Annotated in this window: 14 protein-coding genes; 8 read left to right on the top strand and 6 right to left on the bottom strand. The window is 45.7% G+C overall.

Features of this window, described 5'->3' with window-relative positions; genetic code table 11:
* Positions 1–2 precede the first annotated feature (2 nt).
* The 3 genes from AC5ZC7_RS00680 to AC5ZC7_RS00670 form a co-directional block, all read right to left on the bottom strand.
* The gene (locus AC5ZC7_RS00680) at positions 3–2,642 is read right to left on the bottom strand and encodes a TonB-dependent receptor domain-containing protein (RefSeq protein ID WP_496160077.1); all 2,640 of its coding nucleotides are present in this window, start codon (positions 2,640–2,642) and stop codon (positions 3–5) included.
* A 132-nt stretch (positions 2,643–2,774) separates the two neighbouring features.
* Complete coding sequence (locus AC5ZC7_RS00675) at positions 2,775–3,752, bottom strand: FecR domain-containing protein (protein ID WP_496160078.1); 978 nt, start codon at positions 3,750–3,752, stop codon at positions 2,775–2,777.
* 98 nt (positions 3,753–3,850) lie between these two features.
* Positions 3,851–4,381, bottom strand: a complete 531-nt coding sequence (locus AC5ZC7_RS00670) for an RNA polymerase sigma-70 factor (RefSeq protein ID WP_496160079.1) — start codon at positions 4,379–4,381, stop codon at positions 3,851–3,853.
* A 178-nt stretch (positions 4,382–4,559) separates the two neighbouring features.
* Here AC5ZC7_RS00670 and AC5ZC7_RS00665 point away from each other — a divergent pair, with 178 nt between their 5' ends.
* Entirely contained in the window at positions 4,560–5,585 is a 1,026-nt protein-coding gene (locus AC5ZC7_RS00665; RefSeq protein ID WP_496160080.1) for a quinone-dependent dihydroorotate dehydrogenase, read from the top strand.
* 30 nt (positions 5,586–5,615) lie between these two features.
* Entirely contained in the window at positions 5,616–6,353 is a 738-nt protein-coding gene (locus tag AC5ZC7_RS00660; RefSeq protein WP_496160081.1) for a TerC family protein, read from the top strand.
* A gap of 242 nt (positions 6,354–6,595) precedes the next feature.
* On the opposite strand, the gene AC5ZC7_RS00655 is transcribed toward AC5ZC7_RS00660, so the two are convergent.
* The 3 genes from AC5ZC7_RS00655 to dnaB all read right to left on the bottom strand — a co-directional run bounded on the left by AC5ZC7_RS00655 (position 6,596) and on the right by dnaB (position 10,397).
* A complete protein-coding gene (locus tag AC5ZC7_RS00655) occupies positions 6,596–7,300 on the bottom strand; it encodes an RsmE family RNA methyltransferase (protein WP_496160082.1) in 705 nt (234 codons plus the stop codon).
* A gap of 10 nt (positions 7,301–7,310) precedes the next feature.
* On the bottom strand, positions 7,311–8,657 hold the full coding sequence (locus AC5ZC7_RS00650; RefSeq protein WP_496160083.1) for an MATE family efflux transporter: 1,347 nt from the start codon (positions 8,655–8,657) through the stop codon (positions 7,311–7,313).
* A 168-nt stretch (positions 8,658–8,825) separates the two neighbouring features.
* Positions 8,826–10,397 carry a replicative DNA helicase gene (gene dnaB, locus AC5ZC7_RS00645; protein ID WP_496160084.1) on the bottom strand — a complete coding sequence of 524 codons (1,572 nt, stop codon included), beginning with the start codon at positions 10,395–10,397 and terminating at the stop codon, positions 8,826–8,828.
* A 541-nt stretch (positions 10,398–10,938) separates the two neighbouring features.
* On the opposite strand from dnaB, the gene pheT reads away from it, so the two are divergent.
* From pheT to AC5ZC7_RS00615, 6 genes are all read left to right on the top strand, one after another.
* Positions 10,939–13,368: a phenylalanine--tRNA ligase subunit beta gene (pheT, locus tag AC5ZC7_RS00640; RefSeq protein WP_496160085.1), complete on the top strand. Its 2,430-nt coding sequence runs from the start codon at positions 10,939–10,941 to the stop codon at positions 13,366–13,368.
* Between the two features lie 104 nt (positions 13,369–13,472).
* The gene (locus tag AC5ZC7_RS00635) at positions 13,473–13,781 is read left to right on the top strand and encodes a hypothetical protein (protein ID WP_496160086.1); all 309 of its coding nucleotides are present in this window, start codon (positions 13,473–13,475) and stop codon (positions 13,779–13,781) included.
* Between the two features lie 17 nt (positions 13,782–13,798).
* The gene (locus AC5ZC7_RS00630) at positions 13,799–14,092 is read left to right on the top strand and encodes a cell division protein ZapA (RefSeq protein ID WP_291920653.1); all 294 of its coding nucleotides are present in this window, start codon (positions 13,799–13,801) and stop codon (positions 14,090–14,092) included.
* 173 nt (positions 14,093–14,265) lie between these two features.
* Positions 14,266–15,831 (top strand): ribonuclease Y, encoded by a 1,566-nt coding sequence (gene rny, locus AC5ZC7_RS00625; protein ID WP_496160087.1) that lies wholly within the window; start codon positions 14,266–14,268, stop codon positions 15,829–15,831.
* Between the two features lie 110 nt (positions 15,832–15,941).
* Positions 15,942–16,553 (top strand): 3-keto-alpha-glucoside-1,2-lyase-like domain-containing protein, encoded by a 612-nt coding sequence (locus AC5ZC7_RS00620; protein WP_496160088.1) that lies wholly within the window; start codon positions 15,942–15,944, stop codon positions 16,551–16,553.
* A gap of 16 nt (positions 16,554–16,569) precedes the next feature.
* Positions 16,570–17,358, top strand: coding sequence for an SDR family oxidoreductase (locus AC5ZC7_RS00615; protein ID WP_496160089.1), 789 nt, complete (start codon positions 16,570–16,572; stop codon positions 17,356–17,358).
* The last annotated feature ends 1 nt before the right edge of the window (position 17,359 follow it).

Below are 17,359 nucleotides of genomic sequence, written 5' to 3'. Positions count from 1 at the left end.
CTTTAAAATTTAATAGCGTATGTAACACTCGGCAATATGGGTAAAATAGTGACCTGTGAAAGGTATCGCTTCTTTTCTGCGGCATCTTCCTCGAACGTATAAAAGAAAGGATTTCTCCGGTTATACACATTAAATATGCTCAGGTTCCAGCTTCTGCTCCAATGCTTTTTCTGTTTGGTATGCGTAAAGCCAACATCCAGCCGGTGCACATCTGCTCCCCGGTAATTATTCCAGTTGTTGTAACGATCAATGGAAGGATTACCGGCACCGGGATCCCAGGGCGAAGCCCCACCCACACCGCTATAACTGGACACCGGCATCGTGATAGGCGAACCAGAATTATAATGCCAGGAAGCAGAGAACTCCCAATGTTTACCCAAACGTTGCATCAGCACCAATTCAATATCATGGCGGCGATCGTATTTATAGGGATAAATTTCATCATTGTTCACGCCGGGAAAACGGCGGTTAGACCATGACAATGTATAGCCCAGCCATCCGGTAGTAGAACCTTTTCTTTTCTGCAACATCACTTCTGCGCCATAGCTCCAGCCTTTACCAACAGTTACATTTTCATCCCAGCGCGGTAATAGCTGATTAATAGTATTGCTCTCCTTACTTTCAATCATGTTATGCATGGACTTAAAATAACCTTCCAGCGAACATTCGTACATGCCATTGAGTGAAGTTTTAGCGATGCCTAGTGCCACCTGCTTGGAAAACATGGGAGCTACCCGTTGGGTAGAGGGCACCCATATATCTGTAGGCAACGTGGTACCATTGCTCGACAGCAGGTGAATATACTGGTTCATATGTGTGTAGGCGGCCTTGAGCGCCCAGTTGCGGGCCAACATGTAACGCAGTCCTAACCGGGGCTGCACAGATGAATAAAAACGATGCTGCACCACGAAAGCCGAAGCATGTACCCCTATATTAACATATAGATCAGGACGTAGTTCCCAGTCGTCCTCTGCATAGGCCGACAACTCCATGCCCAGTACCCGCATCGCCGTTGCCAGCGTATCCAGTGGCTTCACCGGGCTTGCTCTATCCCGGAATGACGAATTACCCGGCTTAAAATAATGCAGGGTAGTAATAGCCCCAAATCTTACGGAATGCTTTGGATTAGGGCGGAAATCAAAATCAATTCTACCTCCACTGTTTTCCATCAGCGACTTATATCGCCCATATACATCCGATAGCTCTCCTGAAGCAGGAATTACCGCTTTATGCTCGTACTGTGTAAAAAAAGCATATTGCGAAAAACTAAGGGTAACATTGGAAAACAAACGGGGGCCGTAAATATGGTTCCAACGGAGTGCTGCCATCGTATTTCCCCAGCCCAACTGGAATTTCGTGCTCTCCAGGTTAAATTTCGTTGGGTCGTTAGTGTTGGTACTATCTGTAGGTGTCTGTTTCAGCAAAAGTTGATCTTCTCCCTTATAAAAACTCAGGAAGATGCGGTCTTTAGCAGAAAAAATATGATTCACTTTTGCATTAACATCGTAAAAATAGGCTTTAAACTCACCGCCATTTCCCAATGCATTTTCCGATTTCATCGCCGCATTGAGTATCAGGTCAGGATAAGAGCGTCGGGCCGATACCATAAAAGACGTTTTGTTTTTCACAATGGGGCCTTCTACATTAAATTTGGCGGCAATTAATCCCAGGGAAACATCACCATGATAGGTATTCATATCTCCTTCCTTCATCGCAATGTCTACTACGGAAGATAAACGGCCGCCAAAACGTGCCGGGAATGCGCCTTTATACAGATCGGTTGTTTTTACCACATTGGCATTCACTAACGAATACACACCAAAAAAATGCGAGAAATTAAAGATGGGCGTACCATCCATTAACACCAGGTTCTGATCGGGGCTACCGCCTCTTACATACAATCCGCCGGCGCCTTCCATTCCTCCACTAACACCCGGCATAGACTGCAGTGTGCGCATTACATCTACTTCTCCCAATAGACGGGGCATCGCCTGTAATTCAGATGCCGCTAATTTCACCCGGCTCATCTGTGTTTGCTCCTGTAGCTTGATTTGTTCTTTCGCACTGATCACTACTTCTTTTAAAGCACCCACTGGCTGTAAGGTGATGTTGAGTAACTGATCTCCCTTTTGCCGGATGGGTTGTATACGTGGCTCATAACCAATATAGGTCATCACCAGGTTATTGGAGTCCTTTACAGTCGTTAAACTAAAAAAGCCATATTGATTAGTGGTAGTACCCTGTTTCAGGGCAGGTGAGTAAACGGTAGCGCCAATAAGGCTTTCCCCGCTAACGGCATCTTTTATATAACCGCTGATAGTGCGGGTAGTACGCTGATCAGGCAATAGCACTACCTGCTCACCCACACGGGTGAAGCGTATATCATCGGGGGCAAATACTTCTTCCAGTACTTTTCTCAAACGCTGGCTACGGGCTGTTAGCGTAATTTTCCGGGATAAGTTGACAAGTTCTCTGCTATATGAAAAATGAATACCATATTCTTTTTCCAGCAATTCACACACCCTTTGTATGGGCTGATCCTTTATTATTACGGTTACTCTTGTTTGCCAGTCCCACGCAAAAACCTGTAGTGGGAAACATAATATAAATATTCCCGTCAGCAGTTTTCCGGCTAACGACATAGTGTTCTGAATTGAAAGGGTGACAGGAGTAGCTGTTAGCCATTAGCTTTTAGCTTTTAGAAAATGCAGCGGAGAGCATCATATGTTCATCTCCGCTGCATTTTCTAAAAGCTAAAAGCTAATGGCTAACAGCTACTTCAATTTGTATTGTCGATCGTTTATTTTCTCATATCCGGCATTCAGCATGAGTGCCAGTGTTTTGATCACATCGTCGGTAGACTCTCCTGTAAAATCGGCCCGTACCGGCAGTTTCAGCAGATCGGTATTCGTGACTTCCACTTTTATGTCGTACACTTCTGTAATCGTATGCAATACCTCTTCCAGTGGCGTATCATGAAATGATAATGACCTTTTTGTCATATCAGTAACATGAGAGGCTATACGAAATACGGGTCTTTCACTATCTTTCTGTAGTAGCATACCATCGGTAAGCACCACACTGTCTTCCTTATCATGATCTATTACCATTACTTTTCCACTGCTTACATGTACCTGCAGGGCAGTGGTACCGGGTTGGTAGTTGATCATAAACCGGGTGCCGAGTACTTTCACGTCTGTATGTCCCAATGTGATAACAAAGGGATTGGCAGCACTACCACTTACATCAAAGGTAGCAGTACCGGTAAGGCTTACTTTCCTGTTGCGCTCATTAAAGCCCCTGGCTACTTCCAGCCTGGAAGCAGCCGATAACTGCACACTGCTGCCATCCTGCAGCGTAGCCTTTACAGGGCCTGAATATATTTGTTGGGGCTGTTTTCCTATCAGGAACCACCATCCGGCACTTAAAGCCACCAGTAATACAGCGGCTACTTTCAGCCATACAAAGCGGTTTTTGGGCCTGATAGCAATCAATGCCGGCTTAACATCCATTTTTCCGCTCAGCTGTTGCCAGGCGAAATCAGTATTGGCTGGAACTGCCTTTTCATGGGCAGCAGCCGTATCTAATACCTTGGCCAGCGAGGAAAGGAGGGCTTCATTTACCGGGTCTGCTTGTTTCCATTCCTCCACCCAGGCATGCTCAGCGGCATCTGCTTCATTCAGCAGATACTTACAGAGCAAGGTATACAGTGCCTCATCAGGCATTGCCTCATTGGGTAAAGATGGTGTCATCAGTTGTTGTAAGTTTTACAGTCAGTGTCCTAAAGGACCCTAATATAGTAATAAGACGCATGCGGAACACCGATGCCCCCACGCGTCCAAAAATATTTTTAAAATAAAAAGCCCGTCAGCAGGGGCAGGTATTCTTTCAGTTCCTGGTGAAGAATTTTCAGCGCTTTGCCCATCTGGTTCTCCACTGTTTTCACGGAAATATTCATTGCTACCGCTATTTCCGCATATTTCATGTTCTGTTGCCGGCTTAGTACAAACACCTCCCGGCAACGTTCCGGCAACCGGTCCAATGCCTGCCGGTACAATCTTTCCAGCTCTTTCACTTCTTCTCCGGCGCCCGTAGTAGTGTCAGATACTTTACCGTACCCTGTTTCTTTCTCAGAACGCACAACATCCTTCCGCCACTGGCTAATGGCGGTATTACGAATAGCAGAAAACAAATATGCTTTTACGGGTCCGGTAATGGTAATCGTTTCCCGTTTTTCCCACAAGCGCAGGAATACCTGTTGCACAATCTCCTCCGCTACATGGGCATCTCCCGTGTAGTGAGTGGCAAAGGCCAGGCAATGAGCATGGTTTTCCCTGAATAATGCTTCAAATGTTTGGAGCTCCAGCATGATGAGCAGCAAATATAGGTATGATTTAGATGATTTCTAATTTTCTCCCAACCGTCTGTCATCTTTGCGTACAAATACGGAATCAGGGCATTTCCGGCCATTATTTCTAAAAAAAGTAGGGGGGAAATCGCTCTTTTCGCGTCAAGGGAATCACCAAAATCACATAAATCCTATTTATCTTTGCCCCGCAATGTACAACCTAATCAAAAAATTTCTTTTCCGCTATCCGCCGGAAAACATTCACCACAGCGTAATGCGTGGTATGAAGACAGTCTATTCCCTGCCACTGGGTAAAACAATACTGAACGCCTTCTGCGGGGTAAAAACCAAAGGCCTGGAACGTGAAGTGTTCGGACTTAAATTTTCCAACCCGGTAGGACTCGCGGCCGGCTTCGATAAAGATGCGAAGTACATTGATGAACTGGCCTGTCTGGGTTTTGGTTTTGTGGAGATAGGTACTGTCACCCCACAACCCCAGCCTGGTAATGAGCAGCCCCGGTTATTCCGTTTGCCGGCCGACAAAGCCCTGATTAACCGCATGGGCTTTAACAACGAAGGCGCCGCTGCTGCCGCCAAACGCTTACAACGTAGAAAATCCAATATCATCATAGGTGGCAACATCGGGAAAAACAAAATCACTCCGAATGAAGAAGCCGTGAGTGACTATGAAAAGTGCTTTCACGCGCTGTATGAAGTAGTAGATTATTTTGTGGTGAATGTGAGTTCTCCCAATACCCCTAACCTGCGCGCATTACAGGAAAAAGAGCCATTGAAACAACTGCTGCATCACCTGCAGGTATTAAATGGACAAAAGCCTGCCCCCAAACCCATTTTACTTAAAATAGCCCCTGATCTGACCACCGAACAGCTGGACGATATCATCGAAATTGTGACGGAAACCAAGCTGGCCGGCATTGTAGCCACCAATACCACCATTAGCCGGGCGGGATTAAAAACCCCTGCAGCGGAAGTAAATGATATTGGCGCCGGCGGATTAAGTGGACTTCCCGTAAAACGCAAAGCCACAGAAGTTATCCGTTATATCCACACCCACAGTAAAGGCAGCATCCCTATTATCGCCGTAGGCGGTATTTTCACGGCAGAAGATGCCCAGGAAAAACTGGATGCCGGCGCTTCATTGGTGCAGGTGTATACCGGCTTCATTTACGAAGGTCCTGCCATCGTGAAAAAGATCTGTGCAGGATTACGCCCGTAACATTGCCAATTATCTATTTATTCAACCTATATGGAACAGTTTCTTACTGCAGAATCGCTCATCAGTTTATTTACACTGGTGCTCATGGAAATCGTATTGGGCATCGATAACGTGATCTTCGTTTCAATTGTACTCAACAGATTAGCCCCTGAAAAAAGACCCGCAGCCCGCCGTGTATGGATGTTTGCCGGTATGGCTATCCGTATTGCCCTGCTGCTTTGCATCGGCTACATTGTAAAAGCCAAAGATCCCCTGTTCAGCATTGCCAGCCACGGCTTTAGCCTGCGCGACCTGATCATGCTGGGTGGTGGTATTTTCCTGCTGATCAAAACAACCCTCGAAATCCATCATAAACTGGAAGGGGAAGAAGAACACACCGACAGCAAAAACGGGGGAAAACCTGCCGCCTCTTTCCTCAACATCGTAGGCCAGATTATCGTGATCGACACGGTATTCTCCTTCGATAGTATCATTACCGCCGTGGGCCTGGCTAAACAAGTACCTGTCATGATTGTGGCCGTTATTATTGCCATGATTGTCATGTTCCTTTTTGCGCCACGTATCAGCGACTTTATCCACAAGCACCCTACGCTGAAAATGCTGGCCCTCTCGTTCCTGGTGATGGTAGGCGCCATCCTGATCATCGAAGGATGGGATGCGGAAAGAGCACACGACATGAACCTGAAAAACTATGTATACTTTGCTATGGCCTTCTCATTTGGTGTGGAAATGCTGAATATGCGAACAAGGAAGAAACAGAAAGCATAAAGCGGAAAGCAAAAAGCTATTGAGGCGACTGATCAGAGCAGATGTTGTCTTTGTACAGGATTAGACTGATTATGCTGATTATATTTAAAAGATTTTAAAAGATAATGGGAGATAGAAGCAGGTATACCTGCTTTCATCTCCCATCTTTCTTAATCCAGAAAATCAAAATAAAAAAATCAGTCTAATCAGTCTAATCCTGTACAAAGACAACATCCGCTCTGATTATCCACCAATATCCTTCTCTACAAAAGATTCATCAACGTCACTGCCACCATCCCCGCTGTTTCAGTACGTAACCTGGTATTCCCCAGCGTTACCGGCACAAAATCCTGCTCCAGCGCAAGTTTAATCTCATCCGGTGTAAAATCTCCTTCCGGGCCTATCAGTATCAGGGTATCCTTTCCGGGTTGCATACTATGTTGCAATTCCTGCTTTTGCTCAGGTAAACAGTGTGCAATGAACCGTTGTGGATCTTTATTACCCTTTACCAACTTATCAAATGCCTGCGGCTCCTGTAATTCAGGCAAATAAAACTGCTGTGATTGGAGCATCGCCGATACCAGTATATTCTGCAGCCGCTCTGCTTTTATTTTCTCCTTCTCTGTGCGTTGTGTTACCAACGGGATAATGGTTTGAATACCTATTTCCGTTGCCTTTTCCAGGAACCATTCTATGCGCGAAGCATTTTTGGTAAAGGAAATGCCTATACGTAGCGCCTTTGCCGGCGGTGGCACCGTTTCACAAGTCAGTACCTTTACCACACATTTTTTACGGTTATCATCAGTAATAATCGTGGTAAACTTACGCCCACGGCCATCTGCCAATAATACTTTATCGTCTTTTTCATGACGTAATACCTGGATACAGTACTTGGATGTATCCTCATTCATTGTATATGTAACGGCGTCCGGCTGTATTTCCGGTGCATAAAAAACTGGCAAATCCATACCCACAAAGTTAAGCAGAAAGTTTTTTTGTTTTGATATGGAACCGGATAAACAGCAACACCGAAGCCACCAGCAACCCTAACAGCAGCGCCCACCATACACCTTCTACACCATATCCCAGCTGAATACCCAACAGGTAACCCAATGGAATACCCAATACCCAGTATGCCAGCAAGGTTATCACAGTAGGAATGCGTACATCGCCCAATCCGCGCAAAATACCCAGTCCTACTACCTGCATGCCGTCAAACAACTGGAAGAATGCTGCAATGATCAACAACCGGGAAGCAATTTGTATTACCTGCGGATCCTTTATATAGAAAGATGGCAGCAGGTGATTACCCACGGTAAACAACAACGCCGCACCTCCCATCAACAACAGCACCATATGATAGCTGGCGATGGCCGACAGCCGCAATTCCCCGAAATTCTTCTTTCCAAAATTATTCCCGCTTTTAATACCGGCAGCAGCAGAAATACCACTGGCCATCATGTAAGTCATGGCAGCGAGGCTAAGTGCAATCTGGTGCGCCGCCAATTCCGCTGCGCCCATCCAGCCCACCATCACGGCAGCACCGCTGAATGCACTCACTTCAAATAAATACTGCATAGCTACCGGCGTACCAATACCTAGTATTTTCTTAACAGCCGCCGCCTGCAGATTTTTAAAGCCAAAAGATTGCAGGTAGGGCTTGAAGCGAGGCGCCCGCAATACATACAGCATCATCGTAATTCCCATGATCAGGCGGTCCGTAAAGGTAGCAATACCCACACCAATGACGCCCAGTCGCGGCATCCCAAACAAGCCATACACCAGGGTAATCCCAATAATAATATTGATGACGTTACCAATAATACTAATATTCATCGCCTGCCGCGTAAACCCCAGCCCTTCCGCAAACTGTTTAAAGGAAAGAAACAGCATTAACGGAATAAAGGAAAAGCCCAGGAAACGCAGGAAGGGGCGGGCCTGTTCCGCCACATCCCCTTCCTGGTGCAGGAACGACAAGTGGCTGCTACCCACATAAATCACAGCAGATAACAATACCCCTACCACCATATTGATGATAAGGCTATGGCTTAGTAAAAATCCGATAGCGTTTTTATTACCCCGTCCATTTTCCTGTGCAATCAACGGAGTAAGGCCATAGGACATGCCGATACCGGCAACCATGAAAACGGAAAACAAGCCGTTGCCGAGCGACACCGCCGCCAGCGGAACTTTACCGGTATGACCAATGATAATACTATCTGATAATGCAACCAGTGTATGTCCTAATTGAGAGATGACTACGGGGTAGGCTAAACTGAAATTGTCTTTGTAATGACCTTTGTATTTTGCGTACAGCTGTTTCATTGATTAATCTTGTTAGTCTTTATTGTTAAACAATCTGAATGCCCGTAAATCAGCGGGCATCTTATCCCTGGCTTATTTACGGTATTAGCAGACAGTTACGGGCGGGTTAGAGCCAAAAAAAGCCGGCGATCGATTTCGATGCCGGCTTTTAGCAATATCTTTTATGCGCTAAAATGGAGCATCTTCGAAACCTTCGTCGAAGTTCATATCATTCATACGGGATCCTTTCTGTATATACAGTTTCGCTTCATCGTTGCCGCCGCCACCTTGTGGAGAGCGACTGATACCTGCGAAAGGACTGCCTCCGCCGCCAGGGTTTTCCAGGCTGCCATCATCTTCAAAGCGCTGGTATTCCAGTACAGCTCTCAGTTTGATGGTATCCAGCTGACCATTACGGTGCTTGGCTATACGAACGTGGGTTTCACCTTTATTGGATTCGCCCATTTCATTGGTATTGATTTCATAATATTCAGGACGATAGAGGAACATTACCATGTCCGCATCCTGCTCAATCGCTCCGGATTCACGGAGGTCACTCAGCTGCGGCATTTTGTTACCGTCTTTTCGTTTTTCCACATCTCGGCTCAACTGGGAGAGGGCGATAACCGGTACCTGTAGCTCCTTTGCCAATCCTTTCAGGTCACGGGAAATTTTACTGATTTCCTGTTCACGGTTGGTGCCTTTACCATCGCTACTACCACTCATCAGCTGCAGGTAGTCGATGATGATAACGCCTACGCCGTGATTGTGTACCAGCCTGCGGCATTTAGCACGTAGCTCAAAGATATTCAGTGCCGGGGTATCGTCAATGAAGATAGGTGCTTTGGCCAGGCGTTCAATACCATGGGTCATCAGCTTCTTCATCTCATATTCTTCCAGTTTACCACGGGAAATTTTTTCCAGCTTTATTTCTGACTCGGCCGAGAGAATACGTTGTACAATCTGGCCGGAAGACATTTCCAAAGAGAATACCGCTGCCCCCTTCGGGAAACGGGGGTGAAGCGCCGCATTACGCGCCAGGTTCAGCGCGAAAGCAGTTTTACCCACAGAAGGACGTGCAGCGATGATGATCAAATCCGTAGACTGCCAGCCATAAGTCACCTTGTCCAGTGAAGGGAAACCCGAAGGCACCCCGGTGATATCATCTCCTTTATTACGCAGATCCTCGATACGCTTCATGGTATTTACCAGTACGCGATCGATGGAATCGTAGTTTTTACGTAAGTGGTTATTGGTAACCTCGAAGAGTTTAGACTCCGCGCTGTCCAGCAGGTCGAATACGTCGGCAGTGTCTTCATAAGACTCCGTCAATATTTCGCCGGAAATACGGATCAGTTCCCGTTGAATAAACTTCTGGAGGATAATACGGGCATGCGCTTCAATGTTAGCAGAAGAAACCACCATGTTGGTGAGTTTCATCACAGTAAACGGACCTCCAATTTGTTCCAGGGAACCCATTGATTTCAGCTCTTCTGTAACGGTGAGAATGTCTACCGGCATAGACTTGCCCGCCAGGCGGGTCATAGCGCTAAAAATAATCTGGTGTGCTTCCACATAAAAGCACTCCCCCTTCAATATTTCGATAACGGAGTCAAAGGCTCCTTTTTCCAGCATTACGGCTCCCAAAACAGCTTCTTCCAATTCTTTAGCCTGTGGTGGTATCTTGCCATACACCAAGGATGACACATCAATGGACGGCTTTCTACGCACATTGCGGTCCTTCTTAAGATTGAGATCCATTTATGGTTAGTGTATTAAAAAAAGTTAATAAAAGGTTACTGTCAATGGGCCTTTCCAGTTGTTTTTTACAATCGATATCTGCATTTTTCCCGCATTCATCAGGGGTGATAGCTACTTTAAGAAATTGTAAACTTTTGCAAGCCGTACAAACTAAGGTAAAGGCATTTTTTTAATTAACACCCCTCGGTTCGTTACTAAATTTATTAAGCTCCATACACAGCTTATCCACAAGCAAAATGTCAGTTATCCACTGACACCATAGTGGTTATCCACCAAAACACCGAAAATCCCCAAGCAAAGGTCCGATTATTCACACACATTGTGAGAAAAGATTTTCCACAACCTGCGAAAATACAGCAGAACCCAATCCCGGCAAAGGAAAAAGCCTACCTAACGGCATGTTTAGCGGCATAATTTGTGTGATTCTGCCAGATCCCATCCGCTAAAATATTCGCTACACTTGCTTTTTGCGTTATCCTTTCAGCTTTAAGCGCATTATTCCTAACTTTACGCCACTTAAATAAATAAACCAAGCAGATAAATGACGATTTCATACAACTGGCTATGTGATTATTTACCGGTAAAGCCTACACCGGAGGAACTATCTACCATTTTAACCAGGATTGGCCTGGAAGTAGAGAACCTGGAAAAATTTGAAGCAGTAAAGGGCAGTCTGGCTGGATTGGTGATCGGAGAAGTACTGACAGCAGAAAAACACCCGAATGCGGATAAACTGAGACTCACCACCGTTAACATTGGCAATGGCGAACCGTTGCACATTGTATGTGGTGCCCCTAACGTAGCAGTAGGACAAAAAGTAGTGGTGGCCCCTATTGGCACTACCATTTACCCGCTGAGTGGCGAACCATTGACCATGAAAAAAGCAAAGATCCGTGGAGAAGAAAGCCAGGGAATGATTTGCGCAGAAGATGAAGTGGGACTGGGCAACAGTCACGATGGTATCATGGTACTGGACGCCGCCCTGGAACCAGGTACGCCGGCCAGTGAGGTATTTAAACCCGCCAATGATTATATCTACGAAATAGGCTTAACACCTAACCGCATGGACGCTATGAGCCATATTGGTGTGGCTAAAGACGTATGTGCTTTCCTGAATAACATCGAGCATACCCATAAATACCAGGTACAACTCCCGGAAATTAAGGCCCTGCCGAAAGCAGCCACACCTTTGCCGATCAGCGTCACCATCGAAAATACCGATGCATGCCCCCGGTATAGTGGTATATCCATTACCGGTATACAGGTAGCACCTTCGCCTGAATGGCTGAAAACCAAGCTGACAGCCATTGGTGTTCGTCCTATCAATAACATTGTGGACATCACCAATTTTATCCTGCATGAAACCGGGCAACCGCTCCATGCTTTTGATGCAGCCGCTATAAAGGGCAACGCCGTGGTGGTAAAAAACCTGCCGGCCGGTACCCCGTTTGTAACGCTGGATGAAAAAGAAAGAAAACTGGATGCTACCGACCTGATGATCTGCAACGGCGCCGGTGAAGGGATGTGCATTGCGGGCGTGTTTGGCGGACTCCATTCCGGTGTAACCGATACCACCACCAACATTTTCCTGGAAAGCGCCTTCTTTAGTGCAGGGGGTATCCGTACCACTTCTTTCCGTCATGGATTACGTACAGATGCAGCTTCCCGTTTCGAAAAAGGGGTAGATATTTCTAATATCACCTTTGCCCTGCAACGTGCTGCGGCACTGATTTGCGAACTGGGTGGCGGACAGGTAGCTTCTGAAATCATCGACATATATCCTACCGTAAAAGTAAAAACACAGATAGAAACCACGTATAGCTATATCCGTAAACTCAGCGGCAGTAACTATCCGGAAGATAAAATCAAAAACATCCTCCGCAGCCTGGGCTTTGAAATCCTGTCTGAATCAGCCACCGGATTTCGTGTATCCGTGCCATTCAGCAAACCGGATATCAGTCTCCCGGCCGACCTGGTAGAGGAAGTAATGCGGATAGACGGATTGGATAATATTGAAATCCCTTCCAAAATAAGCATTTCACCAGCCCTGTCTGCCCAGCCAGACGCGGAAAGTGTAAAGGAAAAAATCGCTGATTACCTGGCAGGCAATGGTTTCAATGAAATTTTCACCAACTCCATTACCAATAGTAAATATTATACCCCTGAAGTATTGGAGCACGCGGTAAAAATGATGAACAGTCTCACTGTAGAGCTGGACATCATGCGTCCTTCCATGCTGGAAACCGGCCTGGAGAGCATTTCCCATAACCTGAACCGTAAAAATGAAGACCTGTTGTTCTTCGAATTCGGGAAAACTTACCAGGTACTGGAGAAAGGCTATGGGGAAAACAATCACCTGGTGTTGTATCTCACCGGGAAACAAACCGCGGAAACCTGGATGCATGCTGCGAAGCCGGTAGACTTCTATTTCCTAAAAGGTTTTGTGATAAATATCCTCCAACAATTGGGTTACAAACAGTTTATCTGGGCAGAAAGTACAGAAAGCGGCTTACAGCCAGCCTGGGAAATCAAAGTAAAAAACCAGGTGGTGGTAACCCTCGGAGGCGTTCCTACGGCGAAGCTCAAGCAATTTGATATTAAACAGCCCGTATGGTATGCCACCTTTAATTGGGATAAAATACTGGGACTCTTGCAAAAAAGTGATAACTTTTACAAAGAAATTCCCCGCTTCCCGGCAGTTCGCAGGGACCTGGCACTGATACTTGATAAGCAAACGAAGTTTGCAGCAGTAGAAGCAGCCGCCCGCAGCGTGAAATCCGGGTTGTTACAACAGGTGAATCTGTTCGATGTATTTGAGAGCGAAAAACTGGGCACTAATAAGAAGTCTTACGCAGTAAGCTTTACTTTCCTGGATTCCCAGAAAACCCTCACTGACAAAGAAATTGACAGTGTCATGGAAAAACTCATCAAAACATTTGAAACACAGTTACAGGCGGAGATTAGAAAATAGCATTATGAATTACAAATTGCGAATTACGGAGTTGTGGGTAGATTTACCCGAATTTCTTCTCTCAAATTCGTAATTCATAATTCGTAATTCGTAATTTGAATAAAATGGTGTTAGAGCAATACATTCAACGCGTAGAAGAGAAACTGCACCTGCTGGTCAAAAAACTCCAGCAGGTACAGGCGGAGAATGTGTTGCTCAAAGAAGAAGTTAAAACACAACAACAGGAGCTGCAACAGCAGCAACAGTCATTACAGGTACTGGAGGACCGGTTGCAACTCATGAAAATTGCATCCACCGCCCAGGGAGGTACAACCATAGCAGCAGAAGATGAGGCGTTCAAAAAGGAAATCCGCGGCAAAATCAATGATTATATCAAAGAAATTGACCGCTGTATCGCTTTACTGAACAGCTGATGATAAAATCATATACGATGGATACACTCATTCCTATTAACATTGTCGTATCAGACCGCTCTTACCGGATTAAGATAAAACCGGAAGAAGAAGCGGAGGTACGTCGTATTATGAAAGAAGTGAATGAGAAAATTGTAGATTTTAAGACTTCATATGCAGGAAAAGACCTGCAGGACTATATCGCTATGGCCCTTATCATGTACGCCACGCACCCTGTTACCAGCGGCGGAAAAGCCCAGGCAAGCACTGCACCCTTTTTGCAGGAGAAGCTGGAAAAGCTGGAAGAAATTATCAACCAGGCATTAGGGTAATTGCACCTTACCCATTGCTTAACAATGAATTAGCTAATTGGCTAATTATCACGTACCAAAGACGCTTTAACTGCTATTTTTTTGTATTTTCGCGGGTCAGTTCTCGCCCCTGTTGTGTTTTAGCAGCAGCTTGGGTAGGAGAATACTACATAAATCAAGTATAAATAATTCATATGGATGTTACACTTATCACGACAATAGCTGCAGTAGTAGCATTAGTCATTGGGATTGTGCTAGGTAAGGTGATTTTTGCCAAAAATACACAGCATAAAATAGACGAAGCTGAAAATCAGGCTAAAAAAATCATCGCAGATGCACAGATTAGTGCGGAGAATCTCAAGAAAGACAGGCTGCTCGAAGCAAAAGAAAAATACCTGCAACTAAAGAGCGAGTACGAGAAAGATGTACTGCAACGCAATCAGAAACTGGGAGAATCGGAAAATCGTATCAAACAAAAAGAACAGGCGGTTAACCAGAAAAACGAACAGTTACAGAAGCAAATAAATGAAAATGACGCCATCAAGGAAACCTTGAACCGTCAAATGGAACTGGTAACCATTAAGCGTACTGAACTGGAAAAACACCAGGAAGAACATATCCGCCGCCTCGAAAAAGTAGCCGGCTTAACAGCAGAAGAGGCCAAACACCAGCTGGTGGAAAGCCTGAAAGAAGAAGCCCGCTCACAGGCCCTCTCTCATATCCAGGAGATCATCGAAGACGCTAAGTTAAAAGCGAACAAAGAAGCGAAGAAAATCATCATCCAATCTATACAGCGTACGGCTGCTGAACAAACCATTGAAAATACCATTACCGTATTTACCCTGGAAAGTGATGAAATCAAAGGACAGATCATTGGTCGTGAAGGCCGTAACATCCGTGCCATTGAAGCGGCTACCGGTGTGGATCTGATTGTAGACGACACCCCTGAAGCCATCGTATTATCTTCCTTCGACCCATTACGCCGCGAAATTGCACGTTTATCGCTGCAACGCCTGGTGCAGGATGGACGTATCCACCCTGCCCGTATTGAGGAAGTGGTAGAAAAAACCAAGAAACAACTGGAAGAACAGGTAATGGATATCGGTGAAAGAACGGTGATTGAATTGGGTATCCATGGCCTTCATAAAGAACTGGTGCGACTGGTAGGTAAGATGCGTTTCCGCTCTTCCTACGGACAAAACCTGCTCATGCACTCTAAAGAAACCGCTAATCTTTGCGCGGTAATGGCTGCTGAACTGGGCTTAAACCCTAAACTGGCCAAACGTGCCGGCTTACTGCACGATATTGGTAAAGTACCTGACGAAGAAACTGAGCTGAGCCACGCCCTCCTTGGTGCGAAACTCGCTGAAAAATATGGTGAACACGCAGCAGTAGTGAATGCTATTGGCGCCCACCACGATGAAATGGAAATGCAATATGTTATTTCCCCTATCGTTCAGGCCTGCGATGCTATCAGCGGTGCCCGTCCTGGTGCACGTCGTGAAATCATGCAGAGCTACCTGCAACGTATTAAAGACCTGGAAAACCTCGCCCTCGCTCATGATGGTGTGGAAAAAGCTTATGCCATCCAGGCAGGTAGAGAATTACGTATCATCGTAGAAAGTGATAAAGTTTCCGATGGAGATGCTGATCGCCTGTCTTTCGAAATTGCCAATAAGATACAGACAGAAATGCAGTATCCGGGGCAAATCAAAGTAACCGTGATCCGTGAAAAACGTGCCGTGAACATTGCCAGATAATTTTCCGATTTAGAAATACAGGAAATAGACCTTATATTGAGTCCTCCCCACTGTAGCGGGGAGGACTTTTTTTTTGTATAAACCGGTTTTCAATCAATTAATGCAGTGTTATGAAAAAAACTTGCTTCAAATTCTTCCTGGGCGCCACCTTGTTACTGAGCGCCAGCCAGGGATTTGCACAAAAAGCGCAGTCATTATTCAACGGTAAAAACCTGGACGGCTGGAAAGTATATGGTACCGAAAAATGGTACGTAGAAAAAGGAGAACTAATCTGTGAAAGCGGTCCTGATAAGGAATATGGCTACCTGGGTACAGACGGTCAATACAAAGATTTTGAACTGACCGTTCAATTCAAACAGGAAGCCAATGGTAATAGTGGTGTATTTTTCCACTCTTCCCTGGAAGGTACTAAAATTACCGGCTGGCAGGCAGAAGTAGCGCCTCCGGGCATGCATACCGGTGGTATCTATGAATCTTATGGCCGCGGATGGCTTATACAACCCGACAAAGAAAAAGAAAAGTACCTGAAAATGGGCGAATGGAATACCATGAAAGTACGGGTGCAAGGCGATAACGTTACCACCTGGCTCAATGGTCATGAAATGATTACGCTGAAAGATGATAAAATTGGCGCTGCTAATGGTCAAATTGCCCTGCAAATCCATTCCGGTGGTGGTATCAAGGTAAGATGGAAAAACATTAAACTCACGCCGCTGAAATAGTAGCGCTATTTCCAGTATGCATTATACAGGTAAAGTAATACTCATTACAGGCGCCAGCTCGGGCATAGGCCATGAGCTGGCGCTTTTATTGGCTAAAGAAAAGGCCAGGTTGATACTGGCCGCCCGCAACCAGGCAGCCCTGGAAGCAGTGCGCAACGAATGCCTGTCTTACACACCGTGGTGCGAAATAGTGCTGATGGATGTTACCGATGAAGCCCAGGTACAGCAAGGCGCCCATCGTGCTGTACAATTTTTTGGGAAGATAGATGTGCTGGTGAATAATGCCGGCGTAACACAACGTTCCAAACTGATAGACACTTCTGTTACTGCAGTAAGACAACTAATGGAAGTAAATTTCTTCGGCGCCGTGATGCTTACCCAGGCCCTGTTGCCTCATTTCCGGGAACAGGGAGGCGGACAAATCATTATTATCAGTAGTATGGCCGGATTAATGGGCTATCCCTGGCGCTCTGGCTATAATGCCGCCAAACACGCCCTGCAGGGATACTTTGAAACCCTGCAAACAGAAAACCCTATTCCCCACTTATACACCACCATTATTTGTCCCGGACGGGTTCGTACCCCTATTACCTATTCTGCCATTACAGCTAACGGAGAAGCCTATGGCAAAATGGATCCCAACCAGGCAAAAGGATTATCGGTAACACTATGCGCTCAACGCATTCTAAATGCCATGCATAAACGAAAAAAAATGGTATTGATTGCGCGGGAAGAAAGGATATTACTATGGTTTAAAAGATATTTTCCACCCCTCTTTTACCTGATTGCGCGTAAAGGGAATTAAT

This window comes from Chitinophaga sp. 9-1-y (assembly GCF_059511905.2).
The sequence above is the reverse complement of the archived record's forward strand: the minus strand, read 5'-3'. Positions and strand labels throughout refer to the sequence as shown.